Source organism: Bacillus paranthracis, assembly GCF_001883995.1.
Taxonomy (GTDB): domain Bacteria; phylum Bacillota; class Bacilli; order Bacillales; family Bacillaceae_G; genus Bacillus_A; species Bacillus_A paranthracis.
The window spans coordinates 37249-55829 of sequence record NZ_MACE01000049.1; the positions used below are offsets into that span (position 1 = coordinate 37249).

General features: G+C 33.6%; 16 protein-coding genes and 1 other annotated feature. Of the genes, 4 read left to right on the forward strand and 12 right to left on the reverse strand.

The annotated features are described in order from the left end of the window. The first annotated feature begins 10 nt into the window (after positions 1 to 10). Together BAQ46_RS17180 and BAQ46_RS17185 are read left to right on the forward strand one after the other, a co-directional pair. On the forward strand, positions 11 to 613 hold the full coding sequence (locus BAQ46_RS17180; protein ID WP_001005240.1) for a DUF2441 domain-containing protein: 603 nt from the start codon (positions 11 to 13) through the stop codon (positions 611 to 613). Between the two features lie 33 nt (positions 614 to 646). After that, on the forward strand, positions 647 to 1588 hold the full coding sequence (locus BAQ46_RS17185; protein WP_071742217.1) for a nucleoside hydrolase: 942 nt from the start codon (positions 647 to 649) through the stop codon (positions 1586 to 1588). Positions 1589 to 1750: 162 nt separating this feature from the next. On the opposite strand, the gene BAQ46_RS17190 is transcribed toward BAQ46_RS17185, so the two are convergent. The 3 genes from BAQ46_RS17190 to BAQ46_RS17200 form a co-directional block, all read right to left on the reverse strand. Further along, the gene (locus BAQ46_RS17190) at positions 1751 to 2617 is read right to left on the reverse strand and encodes an MBL fold metallo-hydrolase (RefSeq protein ID WP_071742218.1); all 867 of its coding nucleotides are present in this window, start codon (positions 2615 to 2617) and stop codon (positions 1751 to 1753) included. 108 nt (positions 2618 to 2725) lie between these two features. Then, positions 2726 to 3355 carry an immunity protein Imm33 domain-containing protein gene (locus BAQ46_RS17195; protein WP_000220342.1) on the reverse strand — a complete coding sequence of 210 codons (630 nt, stop codon included), beginning with the start codon at positions 3353 to 3355 and terminating at the stop codon, positions 2726 to 2728. Between the two features lie 48 nt (positions 3356 to 3403). Then, positions 3404 to 4174: a class I SAM-dependent methyltransferase gene (locus BAQ46_RS17200; RefSeq protein WP_071742219.1), complete on the reverse strand. Its 771-nt coding sequence runs from the start codon at positions 4172 to 4174 to the stop codon at positions 3404 to 3406. 154 nt (positions 4175 to 4328) lie between these two features. Here BAQ46_RS17200 and BAQ46_RS17205 point away from each other — a divergent pair, with 154 nt between their 5' ends. Next, complete coding sequence (locus BAQ46_RS17205; protein ID WP_000440593.1) at positions 4329 to 5066, forward strand: ZIP family metal transporter; 738 nt, start codon at positions 4329 to 4331, stop codon at positions 5064 to 5066. Positions 5067 to 5148: 82 nt separating this feature from the next. Continuing rightward, entirely contained in the window at positions 5149 to 6849 is a 1701-nt protein-coding gene (locus BAQ46_RS17210; RefSeq protein WP_000467231.1) for a pyruvate oxidase, read from the forward strand. A gap of 43 nt (positions 6850 to 6892) precedes the next feature. On the opposite strand, the gene BAQ46_RS17215 is transcribed toward BAQ46_RS17210, so the two are convergent. The 9 genes from BAQ46_RS17215 to BAQ46_RS17255 all read right to left on the reverse strand — a co-directional run bounded on the left by BAQ46_RS17215 (position 6893) and on the right by BAQ46_RS17255 (position 18538). Beyond that, the gene (locus tag BAQ46_RS17215) at positions 6893 to 7897 is read right to left on the reverse strand and encodes an ABC transporter permease subunit (protein ID WP_000267884.1); all 1005 of its coding nucleotides are present in this window, start codon (positions 7895 to 7897) and stop codon (positions 6893 to 6895) included. A gap of 1 nt (position 7898) precedes the next feature. Beyond that, positions 7899 to 8765, reverse strand: coding sequence for an ABC transporter permease subunit (locus BAQ46_RS17220; protein ID WP_071742220.1), 867 nt, complete (start codon positions 8763 to 8765; stop codon positions 7899 to 7901). Positions 8766 to 8819: 54 nt separating this feature from the next. Further along, positions 8820 to 10091 (reverse strand): MFS transporter, encoded by a 1272-nt coding sequence (locus BAQ46_RS17225; RefSeq protein WP_255254330.1) that lies wholly within the window; start codon positions 10089 to 10091, stop codon positions 8820 to 8822. Positions 10092 to 10298: 207 nt separating this feature from the next. After that, the gene (locus BAQ46_RS17230; RefSeq protein ID WP_000721363.1) at positions 10299 to 11330 is read right to left on the reverse strand and encodes an alpha/beta hydrolase; all 1032 of its coding nucleotides are present in this window, start codon (positions 11328 to 11330) and stop codon (positions 10299 to 10301) included. Positions 11331 to 11540: 210 nt separating this feature from the next. Continuing rightward, a complete protein-coding gene (locus BAQ46_RS17235; protein WP_071742222.1) occupies positions 11541 to 13421 on the reverse strand; it encodes an FtsX-like permease family protein in 1881 nt (626 codons plus the stop codon). A gap of 12 nt (positions 13422 to 13433) precedes the next feature. Then, positions 13434 to 14201 (reverse strand): ABC transporter ATP-binding protein, encoded by a 768-nt coding sequence (locus BAQ46_RS17240; protein WP_000106430.1) that lies wholly within the window; start codon positions 14199 to 14201, stop codon positions 13434 to 13436. Between the two features lie 252 nt (positions 14202 to 14453). Next, the gene (gene thrS / locus BAQ46_RS17245) at positions 14454 to 16373 is read right to left on the reverse strand and encodes a threonine--tRNA ligase (RefSeq protein WP_071742223.1); all 1920 of its coding nucleotides are present in this window, start codon (positions 16371 to 16373) and stop codon (positions 14454 to 14456) included. Between the two features lie 303 nt (positions 16374 to 16676). Then, positions 16677 to 16900 (reverse strand) — a binding site (T-box leader). 124 nt (positions 16901 to 17024) lie between these two features. Beyond that, the gene (gene rluF / locus BAQ46_RS17250) at positions 17025 to 17732 is read right to left on the reverse strand and encodes a 23S rRNA pseudouridine(2604) synthase RluF (protein WP_001222168.1); all 708 of its coding nucleotides are present in this window, start codon (positions 17730 to 17732) and stop codon (positions 17025 to 17027) included. 185 nt (positions 17733 to 17917) lie between these two features. Beyond that, on the reverse strand, positions 17918 to 18538 hold the full coding sequence (locus tag BAQ46_RS17255) for a YdbC family protein (protein WP_061130754.1): 621 nt from the start codon (positions 18536 to 18538) through the stop codon (positions 17918 to 17920). Positions 18539 to 18581: the final 43 nt, after the last annotated feature.

Consider the following 18581-nt stretch of genomic DNA (forward strand, 5'->3'; position numbering starts at 1 on the left):
GAGGAGAACCATGAATGAACAAGGATTTTTCGTATATCATATCGTAACAAGGAAAAAAATGAAGATTGGACAAAGCATTCAATTTAATAAAAATCAAACTAATACGCTATTCCACTTCTTTTTTGAAAGAAAACATTTAAATTCTAATGGTAAAGATTCTATACAAATTTTAAAAGAACATTATACAAATGAAGAATTACATATAAAGAATGAAAATGCTACAGTCGTTATGAATTACATGGATCAAACAATTAGAGCCATTAGAGAAACGATTGTGGAAATGGTTAGGCTGCAAGAATATCCTGATTATCCATCAAGATTGTCTTGTTTATATGCTGCTAAAAGCTATGAAGATGCTTTAAAATGGAAAGCATTATTTGATTCTTACAATCGAGAAGTTTTGCAGATTGTTAAACTACGAGTAATCGGAAGTTCTTTTGAAGGTGACGGGAATCTTTTACCGAAAGAAGATGCTATTCCTTTTTCTCAAAAAATGGAACAAGCTAGAGAATATTGGAAAGGAAATGTGAATAACGAACTCCCTGAGCTACTCATTAATGGCGAAATTGAAGTAGTCGAAATTATTGATGACTTTTCCTCAATGCATGTTTAATTTCTAACTAAATCAAATAGGATGGAGATTACAATGATGAAAAAAGTGTACTTCAATCATGATGGTGGTGTAGATGATTTAATTTCACTATTTTTATTACTTCAGATGGATAATGTCAAACTTACAGGTGTTTCAGTTATTCCTGCTGATTGCTATTTGGAACCAGCAATATCTGCAAGTCGCAAAATTATTGATCGCTTCAGCAAAGAATATATTGAAGTAGCCGCATCAAATTCCCGTGCGAAAAATCCATTTCCAAAAGACTGGCGGATGCATGCATTTTATGTAGATGCTTTACCAATTTTAAATGAGGCTGGAAAAGTTATAACACCTGTAGTAGCAAAGTCTGCACATCATCACTTAATAGAAACGCTTCTACAAACGGAAGGAAAAACAACTTTATTATTTACGGGACCCCTAACTGACCTTGCTCGTGCATTATATGAAGCTCCCATAGTCGAAGATAAAATTGAACGTCTCGTTTGGATGGGTGGTACATTTCTTACCGCAGGCAATGTACATGAACCAGAGCATGACGGAACAGCTGAGTGGAATTCATTTTGGGACCCTGAAGCAGTGGCTCGTGTATGGGAATCAAAAATTGAAATCGACTTAGTGACACTAGAAAGTACAAACCAAGTTCCATTAACTATAGACATACGTGAACGTTGGGCAAAAGAACGAAATTATATTGGTGTAGATTTCCTTGGCCAATGCTATGCGATGGTTCCTCCCCTCGTTCACTTTTCAACGAACTCTACTTACTACTTGTGGGATGTACTAACAACTGCGCTTGTCGGAAACACTAACCTCGCAAAAACTCAAACGATTAATAGTATCGTTCATACATACGGACCAAGCCAGGGGCGTACAGTGGAATTTGATGGTGGGCGACCTGTAAATGTAGTATATGATGTAAACCACAATGGATTTTTCAAATATATAACTGAATTAGCAAGGAAGGCTTCTACTTGAACCACTATCTATACGAAAAACACATAGAATGACACCCCTCCAGACAATGATTCCCCATTTAGAATTTGGTTGAAACTACATATTTAAGTATTGAAAAGAGTATTGAATTAAATTTCAATACTCTTTTTGTGCAATTTAATTATATTGGATTCATGTCGTGTCTTATTGATTATTCATTTCATAACCATTTACAAAAAACGTTATTGTTTCTAATTCATCTTCATTTAATTCTCTATCTATGTCTCGTTTATACGCTTCCTTTATCTTCCCTTCATCGCCTTTATGTATTTCAGTATAAGTTCCTACTGTTTTTAACATACGAATCTCTTGTAAAAACTCCTCTCGATTTATCGCTTCCCCATGAGAGAGAATATATGTCTCAGCATCAAATTTTTCTAATTCATCTATTAATGCAAACGTTCTTTTCGTCGTATAGTTCCACTTCGAAGAAAAAATATCTGCATATATACAGTCTCCTAAAAACAATATCTTTTCTTCTTTTATGTACATAACAACTGAATCATGTGCATGATCTCCGCCCACATGTTTTAACACGCAGGTCACCTCACCAAGGTCTAATTCAATTTGATCCTGGAACGTTAAGGTTGGAAGAATAATTTTAATATTTCTCGCTTTTTCTTCAAACTCTTTTTTGATGCAATCCGCACAAAATGCAATTTCCGTACCCTCTTTTACGCGTGCGTCCAACGCTTCATCTGTCCATTCATAAGATACTATTGCCTGCATTTCTTTTTTCGTTTCAGCGTGTGAAATAGTTAATGCATTCTGTAATACAGATAATCCAAAAATATGATCCCAATGCCAATGCGTTAGTGCTACAAATTCAGGATTCGATACATTTTTTTCTTTTAACATTTCTAAAAATAATTGTGCATGTTCCTCTGAATTCCCTGCATCGATCATTAACGTTTTTTCTTTTCCAATGACCATTCCTAATATAGGTCTATCTGTTTCGGAAACGGGTGTCATATACCAAAATGAGTTTCCTATTTTTTTAATTTGTTGCATCATTTGTTCCTCCATTTACTATTACTCTCTTGAATTATTATCTGTAGAACCTTTATCAAGCACATAGGGTGAAATTATATTGCTTTCTTTAAAACGTAATAACTTTTTCTATCCATTTAAATATGCATCCCAATCGTAGTCTTCAATTTTATAGAATCTACCTTCATCATTTCTTTCATATGCACATAAAGGTGGTTCCTCAAGAAATTTTAAAATAGAATCATCTATATTCAAAATGACTCCAATTGAAATAATTTGAAAGTTTTTAGGATTATTGACATAGTCATCACTTTCATAACCACTCAGTATTGACCAACCAGAGTCACCTTTTTCTCTTGAATCCTCTTTAAGCATAAAGTTAAATTCTCTTTTTTCAAGTACATCATTACTAACAATTACCTTCGTATCAAAATAAAAATCCCAATCTTTTGAAGATGGATCGTCATATTCCGTATCACATATATTTTCAATCCCAAATGAAATTTTATCACCTATTTTTAAATCTAAGCGATATGGTTCATTGCTCAGTTCCCCTACAAACTTCTTCTCATTCCTTTCAATGATTTCAACCCACATTCTTTCACCATTAAATCCATCTTCTTCCTCATTTTTAGATACAAAAATTAGCTTTACCAAATCCCCAACCTTTAATTTCTCCAAAACTTCTGAGCTAGGAAGGTAGAATGTATAGGGCGCTTCTTTATTTAATTCATAAACATTATCTAAGTACCAAGTCATTTTTTCCTCTCCTTAAAGGCTTTTCACATTCATATTTTTAAAATAATACTATTTTTTCTTCCGGCAGACTACTACCATAGAATAGCAATCTTCTCCCAACTCATTGCCTTCCCAATCATTATATATATGTAATAATTCAAAACCATTCGCTACTAATAATCTTTCTAACTCCTGCGGGTACGTATAACGAAGATCTATCGTTGTTTTTATTTCCTCTACTAGCGTATCCCCCTCATAAAACCTTCTTGTTGTTATGTAGTGCTGTATTTGTTGAATTGAATCGTATGTCATTTCAGTATATAAATCACATTTTCTTCCCTTTTCATCATTAACAGTTGTCCAATATTCTTCTATAGATGGTTGTATTAATTCTTCTTTTGAAGGGAAACGTGTATCGAATATGAATATACCATTCTCAGCTAACACATGATGAATAGATGTTAATAATTGATTTTGATGAATATTTGTAAGGAAATGCTGGAATCCATGCCCCACCATAAATGCTAGCGAAATGGTATCTTCAATGTTCAATTGTAAGCAGTCTTGTTGTAACCATTTTACCTTCTTACAATCCGTAGTTTTTATCTTTGCTTCAGTAAGCATGCCTTCATGTATATCTACACCAATCATTTGATATCCATTTTCTATAAATGGAATTGTAACCCTTCCTGTACCACAGGCAAGATCTAGAATCCATTCATTTTGTATATGTAGTTTTTGTGCCCATGATAGTAAAAACGGAAAATCTGATAAACTTTTATTTTCTATATCATATCGTTTTGGATTTTCGTATTCAGATAAACTCCATTTTGTTTGCAAAATTATTCCTCATTTCATATTTACACTTAAATTTAATATATAAATTATAACGAATCACTACTTTTTTCTCTATAATCAAACACAATTACTTGGACTAATCTAACTTTCCTTTTCGTAAGCTAAAAATAAGGTGGAAGAATCGGAGTGTGATACGATGGAACGATTATGGATTCCTATGATAGTTACATTTTTTTCATTTGGTGGCTTATTATTAGGCGGTGCTGTTGGCATTGCTACGCGCCAGCTAATTGAAGAAAAAATGCATCGTTTATATGCATTATGTGGCGGAATTTTACTTGGACTCTTACTACTTGAAATTATTCCTGAAACATTTTCAAGTTATGAAATGATTGGACCTATACTTGGTATGGCTATCGGTATTTTAATTATGAGCTTATTAGATAACTATTGTCACCATCCAATGATACATACAAAAGATCAACAAGCATGGCAAACTTTCCTTTTTCTCTCTTTCGCTATATTTATTCATAATTTGCCGAGTGGATTTGCTTTAGGTACTGCTTTTATTAATCATGCTGACTCTGCCATACCTTTTTTAATAGCAATCGTCGTTCACCATATTCCTGAAGGCTTAGCATTAATTATCCCCTTTCTATTTACAAAACATAAATATATTTCCTTTTTATTAACAACTTTATTACTATCTCTTATTCTCGGTACCGGTACAGTTTTTGGCATTTTAATGGAAGGAAAAGCGCTTCATTTACAAGGACTCATTATGGGAAGTGCTATCGGTTCACTTGGCTATGTCACAATTCATGAAATGCTTTGGAAAGCAAAGAAGCAGCTCTCTTTCCTTTCATTTTTAACATGGGCATCTAGTGGATTTTTACTAATAACAGTATTTACACTATTCGCTGGTCATCATTAAAGATAATAATATTATCATTTGTATATTTTTCCTTTTTCTCCAAAACATAATAGTATCTACCTAATTATAAGGAGGAACAATTATGTTTGGAAAAACAGCCGGTGAAGCATTAGTTGATTTATTAATTGACTGGGGCGTAGAACACATATACGGTATGCCTGGAGATTCCATCAATTCTATCATTGAAGCTTTAAGAAAAAAACAAGATAAAATTAAATTCATTCAAGTTCGCCACGAAGAAGCTGGTGCATTAGCAGCGGCTGCCTATGCGAAATTAACAGGAAAACTTGGCGTTTGTATGGCAATTGCAGGACCTGGTGCTATTCATTTATTAAATGGTTTATATGATGCGAAACTCGATAAAGCCCCTGTTCTAGCAATTTCAGGTCAAGTAGAAACCGATTTACTCGGAACGGATTTTTTCCAAGAAGTAAATTTAGAAAGAATGTTTGATGATGTCGCGGTTTATAACCAGCGTATTATGTCAGCAGAGCAACTACCTGCCGTAGTGAATCAAGCAATTCGAATGGCTTATACGAAAAAAGGTGTATCCGTTCTTACAATTCCAGATGATGTCCCGAAATTCGAAGTAAAAAATGGTGCTCGTATTACAAATACTTCTTTTACTTTGCCTGAGTTGTTTCCACAAAAAGAAGATTTAGATGCAGCAAAACTCGCAATAAATGCAGCGACAAAACCTGTTATTTTAGCTGGTAAAGGAGCAAAACATGCGAGAGAATCTTTACTTGCATTTGCAGAACATATTGGTGCTCCAATCGTACTTACATTACCAGCTAAAGGCGTTATTCCAGATGAACACCCTCTTTGTATTGGTGGATTAGGATTAATCGGAACGAAACCTTCTTATGAAGCAATGAAGCATGCAGATACTTTAATTATGGTTGGTACTTCTTATCCGTTCACCGGTTTCTTACCTGAAAAAGCTAAGACAATTCATATCGATACAGATCCTGCCCAAATTGGGAAACGTTATGCGACAGATATTGGTTTAGCTGGTGATGCTGAAAAAACTTTACGATGGTTAATTGAAAATGTTGAAGAACACACAGACCATTCCTTCTTAGAACATTACCAAGACATGATGAAAAAGTGGGAAGAAAAATTACACGATCAAGAAGAAGACTCTTCCATTCCAATTAAACCACAACGCGTTATGCATGCTCTGCAGCAAGTAGCACATGATGACGCAATTCTATCAGTCGATGTCGGAAATGTAACAGTATGGACAGCAAGGCACTTCCGTATGACAAATCAACAATTTATCATTTCTAGCTGGCTCGCAACACTTGGTTGCGGTTTACCTGGTGCTCTTGCTGGAAAAATTGCATTCCCGGATAAACAAGTATTTGCAGTTTGTGGTGACGGTGGTTTTGGAATGACAATGAACGACTTCGTAACAGCTGTTAAATATAAACTACCAATTGTTGTCGTCGTATTAAACAATAATAAAATTGCGATGATTAAATTCGAGCAAGAAGTCATGGGTAATATCGAATTCGAAACAGACTTAACGAACCCTGATTTTGCAAAATATGCAGAGGCGTGTGGAGGTATCGGATACCGCGTTGAACATATAGATGAATTACTCCCAGCTTTTGAAAACGCAGTAAAACAAAACAAACCATGTATTATCGATGTAGTTGTAGATGCTAACGAAGCACCAATGCCAGCAAAAATCACATTTGGTCAAGCTGCTGGTTATACGAAGCATATGATAAAAGAATTATTTGAAGAAGGTAAGATTGATTTACCACCACTATAAACAGAAAAAGATAGCTGAAAACAAGTTGCTTTCAGCTATCTTTTTATTTTTGTATCTCTCTATAAAAAGAAAAGTCATTCGTAGTTGGTTGTACTTGTTTCTCTGCTTGCACTTCTCTACCTTTCCGCTCTGGCCTTCTCGTATTTCCTAACTTAATCGCATCTTGCATACTATTACTAACTAGATTTCCTGCGAGAATTGTCATACTATAAAAAGCAATCGGTATAAGTACAATCCATGTATGTGTAGTTAAATGGCGGAAGTTTTGACCAATTAGGCCAGTCCATTCTTTTGTTACACTATCTGGATCCATTCCACTGAAGGTTATTGTTCCGCCAAAAAATAATTGTAACAAACCAAGATGTAAAAGAAGTAATAACGTACTTACAAATTGTTGTGCTACTAATAAAAGAAATGGTGGTAACATATGAGGCCATATATGGCGCTTCAACCTCTGCCACTTACTACCGCCGAGCACAGTGGCTGCCAACATAAATTCTTCTTTCTTAATACGTTTTACTTCTTGCGCTACATACAACATCACTGTGGGTACAGCGAGACATACAAGAACTATAATTTGAAATGCCACACGCAAATATAACGGCACAACTTCTGCTCCACTATCAAACGTTAATACTTCATTTAACATAAAATAAGAAATCATAACCATCGGTACAATACTAAAAGGATCAAAAAAGGATGAAATAACTGGAAAAGAACGTTTACCATACATACCAAGAAGTAAACCAATTCCCCCTCCAACTATAACTCGTAAAATCGCTATAATTATACTTGCACCAACTGTCCATTTTGCACCTTCTATTATTAATTGAACAAGGTCACGACCTTTCACATCACTTCCAAACCAAAATTTACTTGATGGTGCAAATGGAGCTGCCTCTAGTTCCCCTTTTTCGTTATACATCATCGTAAGTTCACGAATATTCCCATCAAAAAACAACGTATATCCAATACTAACAATCATTAGTACACTCAAAAAAGTAATACCTATCCAAAATCTCACATCTCTTTTTACAACTTGCCACATGTTACACACGCTCCTTTATAACATTTTGTAAGAACGTATGTAATAAACGAAACAGTATAAAAAGCGGTACGTATAATATTACTAGACTCACTGTAAATATTTCTAATTTCGAATTTTCTTTTACAAAAACAAACATACCGTACGTATTAAATATCCATTCAATAATATATAAATTTGATAACATAAATAAAATATTTGTTTTTGCATAATAGATCGTTGTTAACAAAACATTTCTTGAAATATGATGTGTTAAAATATGTCTTAAACTAAGCCCTTTACTTTTAGCAAATAAACTATAATCTTTCTCTAATTCTTCTTTAAACCGTAATAACAACAGTTTAATAAACAATAATGTTGTTGGTATTGTAAGACATATAATTGGTAACAAACGTATCCTTTCTTCCCCTAATCCAGCCAGTTTGATCGGCATAACTCCTGTTTTTTGAAACATAATTACGACAAGAAGTTGCGATAATAAAATAAGTAATATATCTGGTATACTCTCAAGCGTAAGAAAAATCCCGTTCCACATTTTCTGTTTCATATGAGAACGCTGTAATACCCAAATGACAAGTATATACGCTATAAGCAAAGAGAGTAAAAAAGCTGAAAGAAATACAATCATCGTTTCAATATAATGAATCCATATTTGCGGAAATAATTTTCTTGAATCCCGAAATCCATATGTAATTTCACCCGGTTGAAGTAACTTCCCTCCAAGAAATACAATCGTATTCCAAAAAACGATTAAATCAATTTGTAATCCCTTAAATAAACGTGGTAGCGCTCCTAGGCAGATTATACATAAAATTGCAGCTACTAGTTGTAAACAAGTAATCCCACACCACTTAACCATTCGCATCAACATAACAATTTCCCCTTACCATACGATAGAATATTCAGAAATAAAAAACTAAATATATCACATCTCTTTAGCTACTGTATGTACTTGCTTTTGCCCACTTGGTAAAATAGCTTGATATAAACATGTAACAAACAATAATAAACCAAATAAAATAATATACAATGTATCTGCAAGAATCCATTTTGGGAATAACATCGCTATCGCACCGAGAGATAAAAGCTGGAATCCTGTCGTTAATGGACTAAGCAAGCTTTGTACACGCCCCATGAATGACTCTTCTACAATTTCATACATCCAGCCCGATATTGCAACATTAATAAACGGTAAAAAGAAAGTCGCAAAAGCGATACATACATAAAAAGACCATACGTGATTTACAAAGTAACACATACCGAAGAAAATCCCTGAACCTGCCATACCAAATACAATAATAGGTTTAGGAGCATATTTCTTACCTATACTCGTTGCTACTATACTTCCAATTAATAATGAAATCCCTCCAACTACACCGCCCACCATTGCTAAACTTTCATACGTTGCTGGTGCCAATTTGTATTTTAATATGTAAGTAGTAGATACGCTTAAAATACCATTTAATAAACCAAACACGATAAATCCTAAAAGTAATTTTTTTAAAGTTTCATTTTGGTATATATACTTGATCCCTTCTTTAAACTCTGTTATTAACATCTTCAAATTAACTTCTTTCCATTTTGTTCTCCCATTTGGTAAACGAACTTTTTCTGGAATGGAGATCGTTTGAATCAAAATACCACTCATAATAAAAGTGAGCGTATTTACTAAAATGCTCCCGTAAATTCCAAAAGTCCAGTACACCATCGTTGCAATTCCTACACCAAACAAAGCATACAAACTATTTACCATTTGATTCATACCCGCTGCTGCACCGTATTGGTCTGATTCAACCACTCCCTGTATCATCGACTGTTCTGATGGAGAGAAAAATTGTATACATGCATTTTCCAAAAACAAAAATATAAAGACAAGTATAATCATCCCGTAATAAAGCGAAATTAGGATTCCAATATTACAGAGCGAACAACATATATTACTTATCGTACAAATACGTTGTCTATCAAAACGATCCACTACTGTCCCTACTAATAGAAAAAAGATTAATGCAGGTAACGCAATCATAATTTGCGTCATTGTTGCGTAAACTGGTTGTTTTCCGTATTGATCTAACAAGTAAAACATTAAAGAAATTCCAGCAATCATAGAACCGAGTCGTTCTAAAATATTCGCTAGAAAAAATCGTGCATACACTTTGTTGCGAAATAACTGTAGCATTTCTTTCATATTTCGTATCCTTTCTCTCGACAAAATAGTATTATTTTAGTCATTTCTCGGAAGTTATATTATATTTTTCGACCATTATCCAATCTTTTCCTTCTATATAAAGAACAATAAAAAAACTCTTGTTATCTATACAAGAGTCTTTTTTATTTAACTTCGCTTCATGTAATGATATATCTCGCTAACTTTTTAATTCTCTATAGTTTGGATACACTTTATTTATTTTACAAATGTATCGGACATCCACTCATAAAACTTTTCCTTCTCTTCAAATTGCGGATAATGCGCGGATTTTTCAAAAGTAATAAATTCTTTTTTCTCTGCTTCAATCGTATCAAAATATGTTTTTGCCGCATGAAATGAAGTATTATAGTCATATTTCCCCATAAGGAAATAAAACGGTAACTTCAGTTTCTTCACCTTAGTAGGTAATGGATTCTTTAAATCTTTTTCTAATAAGACAGTCTGAGAGTGTGATAATCCAACGTTATAACGAATTACGTCAAACAAGTTATATTCATTACTAAGTAACATCCCGATGTTATCACCATTTGGATTTTCAATGAGTCTTGATGTTCCACCATATTTCGCAACATAATTTCGCGGAGTGTATGTATCGCCATTTTTAATTTTTTCAGTCAATCCATTTAAATAGGAAACCTCATCTGTATTCCCAGCATTTTGTGCCTGTTCAATTACATAGTTTAAACTATCCATTTCACTTTCTACTGTATCACTCATCTGCCCTATCCCAACATACGCTTCGTATTTTTCAGGTGCTTTATTAGCAGCTTGCATTCCAATATATGTACCGTAAGAATGACCAATTAATATTACCTTTTCTTTTCCCATACGTTTTGAAATATACTCTGTCATAGCTAATACATCCTCTACAAGAAGATCTGATGTAAGATTTGAATAGTCCTCAAAGAAATGATACGATTTCCCACTTCCTCTTTGATCATAATTAACTACGGTGAATTTCTCTTCCAATAATTTTTGATACTTTTGAGCATATGGTATTTCTGAAGAACCAGGTCCACCATGTACAAAAATAATAACTGGATTGTTCTTATCTTTGCCGCGTATCATAATTTCATGACTACTTCCATTTATCTCTATTTGTTCTAATGTACTTATACTGTTTTTTCCTTTTATTTGCGAAGTCCATGTAGGAAATACTAGTGCTACGATTAATGTTAGTGTAGTTATGACTCCAATAAATGTTATTAATTTTTTTATCTTCTTCATAGGATATATCCTTTCTTATAAATTTGTAAAAATAACAATTTAATTCTATAAAACTACATTAATAATATCCCATACACTTCTTAACATTCCGCTATATAAACTCTTAATATTTTCTTAATTTTCAATACATTAATCGTAGAAAAACTTAATCACAGGTATTACAAATATAGAAAAAAGCCCTTGTTTTCAAACAAGGACTCTTTTCATAAACTATTTAGCTACTTCTTCTTTCGGCATTACCATTCCTTTATACAATTGAACAGTTATCCAGTAATAGATGAAATAAATGACTAAGAAAATCCCAATTGGCACCCACACTTTTACAAACGGGTCAACTAATATAAAACTAAATAAGTTAAGCCCTACTAACACGTGAGAAATACCAATGATTGCTGGGAAGATAAATAAATATGAAATTTCTTTATATATACTTTTCGTTAACATACTACGTCTCACACCGATTTTTCGTAACATTTCATAACGGCGTACATCACGAGAAGCACCTGTTAATATTTTGAACATAAGGGAACTTGCCATCATTGCTAAAAAGGCAATTCCGAGGAAAAATCCCATAAACATTGTTCCGCTCATGAAACTGTTCATAAATTGATAAATTGTCATTTTCGTAAATAAGTCTACTTTTGCACCTGTTGTTTTTTCAATTTGTTCTTTTTGTCTCTTATCTATTTCGATCAACAACGGTTTATACTTTTTCATATCATCTACTTTTGCTAATGTTACAGTGTGTTCTGTTCCTTGAATTCCTTTATAATGTGCTTCATCTGCAATTCTTACAGGTTTTCCGTTAAATTGATTATGTGTAATTTGTATTTCTCTTACAATTGCATCTTCCCAATCTCTCGGCATACGAGGGAATTTTGCTAATTCAGGAGCCTCTAAAGCAGAATATACAGGTTCAGTTAAAAGTTCAGTCACACGTTTACGAACAGGCTCTTTTAAAGTTTTTGTATCAAAGTGGTCTGAAACAAGTGGCGGTTTCGCAGTTAAATCGTTACGTAAGTAATAAACCGCTTCTCCATCTACTTTATACTTATACTGGCTTTCTTCAACAATTTCCATTTCTTTTAATGCAGCTGTATCTTGTTCATTCGGATCATGAATTACGACATCATACACACGTGAGAAGTCTGTCATAATACCTACATTTTTTTGGAACGCCATACCTGCTGTCATCGCACCTGCTCCTAATGCAATTAACATTGCTACAGTACCTAATACTCTTGATAAACTATTTACTCGAAAGCGTAGCTGTGCATATGTAAAACTATTTAAGCCCGTTTCATTTCGCTTTTTATTTCCTTTAATTTTCATCACAAAAAATGGGAGCAATGAACTAAAGATAAAATATGTTCCAAGCGTTGTAACGATTGTCGCTATTATAAAACCAAATTCAGCATATATTTTTACGTTAATCATAAAATAGTACCCTGTACTTACTAGTAATACACCAAGTACAGTCATTATAATAATGCGAGTTTTACTTTTCTTCACTTCATCTAGTGTTTCATCTTCACGTATTAATTCTAATTCTGTTTTACGTAATAAACGGATGCTATTCATTAAACCAGTAATAAAAAATAATATTAAGAAGAATATAGCTGTAACTATGATTGCTGGTGTATATACAGATGAATAACTACCCTTTGCTGAAATTTCCATACCATTCATTAAAAAATTTCCTGCTACACTTGCAAGTAACATCCCTACTAAAATCCCGATAATAATACTAACAATACCCATACCGAATGTTTCAATAAATAATAATTGTGCTACTTTTTTCTTTTTCGCTCCGAGCATCATGTACATACCGAGTTCTTTTCTTCTTAATGTGAGTAAGAAAGAATTGGCATATATAATATAAAATACTGTAATGAAAGATAATAGTATTGCACCTACCCAGAATACGAGTCTTATACTACTAATAAGACTATTATCTTTCGTAAATTCACTATTCATCGCCATCGTTTGGAACATGTAAAAAATACTAATACTAATAACGAGACCGATAAGTAAAACCATATAATCTTTTAACATTTTTTTCATACTATGACGTGATAATTTGAATAACATAGTCTCTCCCCCCTACTTAGACTCAGCAGCTGAGCCCATATGAGCGAGCACACCTAAAATGTCTTGATAGAAACTTTCTCGCGTTCCTTGACGCTTTAATTCTTTATATAAAAGACCATCTTGAATAAATAAAATACGTTCACAATAACTGGCACTAAATGCATCGTGTGTCACCATCAAAATACTTACATTGTGATTTTCATGTAAATCTTGCATCGCTTCTAATAAGCTTTTTGCATTTTTACTATCAAGCGCTCCTGTCGGTTCATCTGCTAATACGATTGCTGGATTATGTACTAAAGCTCGTGCTGCCGCTGTTCTTTGCTTTTGTCCACCAGAAACAGCAGTTGGATATTTTGTTAAAATTTCAGTAATTCCTAATTTCTTCGCCACCTCATTTACCTTTCCAGTAATCTCACTTGAAGGTACACCTTGCAGAGAAAGTGGTAAAGCAATATTTTCATAAATTGATAAGTTTTCTAGTAAGTTAAAATCTTGAAAGATGAACCCTAATTTTTGAGATCGAAAATCTGATAATGCATTCCCCTTCATAGAAGTAATATTTGTACCAGCTATTGTCACACTGCCACCTGTCGCTTGATCCAATGTACTAATCACATTCAGTAAAGTCGTCTTTCCAGATCCAGAAGGACCCATAATCCCTACAAATTCCCCTTCTTTAATACTTAATGACACACCCCTTAATGCTTTTGACTGATTCTCATTTCTTTTCCCATACGTTTTTTCTACACTTTCTACAGTAACTACATTTGTTGACATCTCTTTCACTCCATCCCTTTTGTATAAATTTAATTTCTCACACATTTCTTATCTTTTTCTCATGTAAATTCTTAAGAATTTTTTAATTCTTCAAACTAAAAAGGTTATACAGATAACATGAACCTATTTCCTACTTCATATTCTCATCTTTCTACAACTCGTTCCTTCGATTTCGCTTACATTTACCTTACATTTTTGTAAGGTAAAAAAGAAAACACACCATTATGAATTGGTGTGTTTTCTCTTTAAACTCTATTTCCGATTATTTATTTCCTCTTTCATACTTTCCACAAATCCATTTAGTTCAACAACTTCTGATTTTTCTTCCCCATATTTACGTACATTTACAGCTCCGTTCTCCATTTCCTTATCCCCAATAACAAGTACATAAGGAATTTTTTGCATTTGTGCTTCTCTAATTTTATATCCTAATTTTTCATCTCGTACATCTCGTTCGACACGAACACCAGCTTGTGCTAATTTATCCGCAATCTCATCTGCGTATTGTACATGGACTGCATTCGAAACTGGAATGACTTTCACTTGAACTGGTGCCACCCATGCCGGGAATGCACCACCAAAGTGCTCAATTAATATTGCTAAAAATCGGTCTAAAGATCCTAATACTGCTCTATGAATGACAACTGGTCTTCTCTTTTCATTCTTCTCATCTATATAATTTAAGTCAAACTTTTCGGGCATTTGGAAATCTAGCTGGATTGTTCCGCACTGATGACTTCTATTTAAAGCATCTTTAATATGGAAGTCAATTTTCGGTCCGTAAAATGCACCGTCACCTTCATTTAGTCTATATTTACAATTCAATGAATGTAATACATTTGCTAACGCCGCTTCTGCTTGTTCCCACAACTTATCATCACCCATTGAATCTTCTGGACGAGTAGAAAGTTCTACTTCATATTCAAATCCAAAAGTTTTATATACATAATCGATTTGCGCCATTACAGATTTGATTTCATCTTCAATTTGTTCTGGAGTTACAAATAAATGTGCATCATCTTGGCAGAAAGTACGTACTCTTAATAATCCGTTTAACGCCCCACTAAATTCATGGCGATGTACTTGACCAAACTCACACATACGAATCGGTAATTCGCGATAAGAATGCAATTTATTTTTGAACATTAACATATGACCTGGGCAGTTCATCGGTTTTAATGCAAAACTTTTATTATCCACTTCTGAGAAATACATATTATCTTTATAATGTCCCCAGTGCCCTGATCTTTCCCATACTTCTTGGTTCATCATGAATGGAGTGCGTACTTCTTGATAATTATATTCTTTTTGAATTTCTCTTAAAAAAGCTTCTAATTCATTACGAATAATTTGACCTTTCGGTAAATAAAACGGCATTCCCGGAGCCTCTTCAGAAAACATAAATAACTCAAGCTCACTCCCTAATTTACGATGATTTCTTTTTGCTGCTTCTTCAACGAAATGTAAATACTCTTCTAATTCTTTCTGGGAAGAGAATGCAACACCATATATGCGCTGAAGCACTTGATTGTTACTATCTCCTCGCCAATATGCACCGGAAACGTGAGTTAATTGAAAGGCTTTCAAATAACCTGTAGATGGTAAATGTGGTCCTCTACATAAATCTACAAATTCACCTTGCTTATATAGTGTTACACTTTCCTCACTAGGAATTGCTTCTAAAAGTTCTAATTTCAAGCGATCGTTCATTTCTTGAAACAGTTTAGCTGCTTCTTCTCGAGAAACCTCAACTCGTTCTATCTTTATATTTTCATTTATGATCTTTTTCATTTCTTTTTCAATTTCCCGTAAATCTTCTACGTTTACACTACTTGGAAGGTCCATATCATAATAAAATCCATTTTCAATTACCGGTCCTACACCAAGGTTTACATTACCATAAATTCTTTTTATAGCTTGCGCTAAAATATGTGCCGCAGAGTGTCTTGCAATTTCTACACCTTCATCTGAATCTATAGTAACGATTTCTACTTCCGCATTTTCTTCAATATTACGGCGTAAATCATATAACCCATCATTTACTTTCCCTGCGACTGCTTTCTTTTTTAAACTACTGCTAATAGATCCAGCAATTTCTTCTAAAGTAATTCCTTTTACAAATTCTTTCACACTACCATCTGGAAATTTAATTTCAATCATTTGTTCTTTCATTTTTCATCTCTCCATTTCATAATAAAAAGCACACTCATCCCTACAATAGGGACGAGCGTGCTTATACCCGTGGTTTCACCCAGATTCCCATCATAAAAAACATAATGGCTTCATTTACGGTAACGTCGTTTACACGGCACTAGATACTTCATTTCCCCAGTGCAGCTCTAAGGTGGTAAGTTATTTTTCTGCGTTAGGAAGTTCTCAGCTTTCCTTCCTTCTCTGTATAACCGGGGAAAATAACTCGTGTCCTTTTCTTCGCTTATTATGAAATTGAATGCAAAAAAGCATATTCATCCCTAAAATAGGGACGAATATGCTTATATCCGTGGTTCCACCCAGATTCCCATCACAAAAAACATAATGGCTTCTTTTGCGATAACGTCGCTTACACGGCACTAGATACTTCGTTTCCCTAGTGCAGCTCTAAGGTGGTAAGTTATTTTTCTGCGTTAGGAAGTTCTCAGCTTTCCTTCCTTCTCTGTATAACCGGGGAAAATAACTCGTGTCCTTTTCTTTGCTTTTTTTAATACATCCATTAATTGTTATTTACTATATCTTATTCATTTTATTTTTGCAAGTGTTTGGAAAAGATTTTTTATTTAATAAAAAAAGAAACCAAAAAATGTTTTTGGTTTCTCCTTCTCAATTTTACCACTCTTGTGGTTCGTAATTTAAGTCTGCAAATAGACGGCGTTTCTCTTTCTTCGTTAAATCTCTCCACTGTCCAACTGGTAAATTATTTAATTCAATATTCATAATTCTCGTACGTTTTAACGTGTATACTTGATAACCTAAAGCTTCACACATACGACGAATTTGACGATTCAACCCTTGCGTTAAAATAATTTTGAACTCATATTTTGATAACTGTGTGATCTCACAAGGAAGTGTTTTTGTACCTAGAATTTTAACACCCGCTGCCATTTTTTCTAAGAAATCAGGTGTAATTGGCTTATCTACTGAAACGATATATTCTTTCTCATGTTTGTTTTCAGCACGTAAAATTTCATTAACAATATCACCATCATTCGTTAACAAAATTAAACCATCTGAGTCTTTATCAAGACGTCCAATATGGCTAATTCGTAAAGGGTGATTCACTAAATCGATAATATTACCTTTTACTGATTTTTCACTCGTACATGTAATACCTACTGGTTTATTTAAAGCGATATATACATGATCTCGAGCAATACGAAGTTGCTCTCCATTTACGCGTACATCATCACCTGGATTCACTTGGTCACCAATTTTTGCAACCTTACCGTTAATAATTACTCTTCTCTCATTAATTAATTTATCTGCTCCGCGTCGAGACGCTTTTCCAGCTTCACTAATAAATTTATTGATACGCAAATTAGGCACATCCTTTTCTAAAAAAATTTCAAGCTCACACTGCTTCTACCGTACAATACAAAAGGGTAAGCCTCCTATTATAACTTAAATATATTAACATGAAAGGGTATATAACGTCTTCTATTAATTTCTTGTTTATAAGAAATTATCTTTATTATACATTCATTTATGCACTTTTTCTGTGCTTAATATACAAGCCATTCTTCCTTACATATAGCTTGTTTACCTCTTATATCTTCTATATCTTCATGAATATTAGCTAGTTTATACAACTCAGGGAAAATCTCTTCTACATAATTTTGATGCGCCATTCCATCTTTCCAATAAGTTAACACGATGTAACGATTTTCATTTTGTAAAGACTTCCCAACTACCCCACCTAGCATCCCTTTTATATTTTTCATTCCTTTATTCCAAATTGTTTCTTGTTTATGTAAAAATTGCTTTTCTTTTTCTTCCTTTACATCACATACAGCTACCCTTACGAAGGATCCTTCTGTAACAACGTCTTTCAAAGGCACTTCTGCTATATCATACAACGTTTGAAATAGTTCAATTTCACATGAAAGAAACGTATCTTCTTGATTACTATTTATATAAATTTTATCGTGAGCACCATTCATAAATGTTTGATATGCACTTCTATCTTCCCATAAAGTAAATACGCATGCCTCATCTTCATGCCATCCACCAAATTGTCCATGAAAACCATCTAGATGCTGTATATCACGCCATTGTTCTTGTGCTTTTGAAAACAATTCCTTTTTCTCTTCTTCCACCTTACAGTAGATTGTTTTTAGTAACATTTTTAATTCCCCCTTATGATATAATTTATCTTACTCTTACAAC